General features: G+C 43.8%; 1 pseudogene. It reads left to right on the top strand.

Annotation, left to right across the window (positions count from 1 at the left end):
- Positions 1–415: 415 nt before the first annotated feature.
- Positions 416–552 (top strand): annotated as a pseudogene (locus JJL52_RS21900) (IS256 family transposase); the annotation flags it as partial.

Here is a 552-nt window from a genome sequence, read left to right as displayed (position 1 = left end):
TCTCTTTTTTCATCCCCCTGATTTGGGGCCGCTGGGGAATTTATGCAACAAAGCCAAAAACCCCCGGAAAATAATAAAATATAGGCTATTATTGTCATGATGTTCACTCCGTAGCGTAATCGAAATTCAACAGAAGTTTTTACTGCCTTTATCCTTAAAGTAGTAACTGTATCTGGCGTACTTATTTGTATGGCAAGGGAATTGGGGGAATTCGCCTCGTATGAATAGTCGTATGAATAGGTAGTTCTCAGATAAGTGAGCTGGGCCGGGGTATCTCATGATCCGCAAAAAGGATTAATAGCAGAAGCGCATTTGTTGGCGTAGCTTATGAGAAACTACTAAAGTTCTGAGGGTGTAAGAATTTTTGTGTAAACGGCCATTAGGCAGGAAACTGCCGTTTCTGAAAGGAGAAAACATGACCGTATCAAACCCCATCCCCACCGAATTGCTCGATACCTTGCTCTCGGGCTATCAAAAACCCGACGATCTGATAGGTGAAACGGCCTATTGAAGCAATTGACCAAGGCGCTGGTTGAGCGGGCATTGGAAGCT

Source organism: Candidatus Methylomicrobium oryzae (assembly GCF_016745425.1).
Taxonomy (GTDB): domain Bacteria; phylum Pseudomonadota; class Gammaproteobacteria; order Methylococcales; family Methylomonadaceae; genus Methylomicrobium; species Methylomicrobium oryzae.
This window is presented reverse-complemented; position numbering and strand designations above follow the sequence as displayed.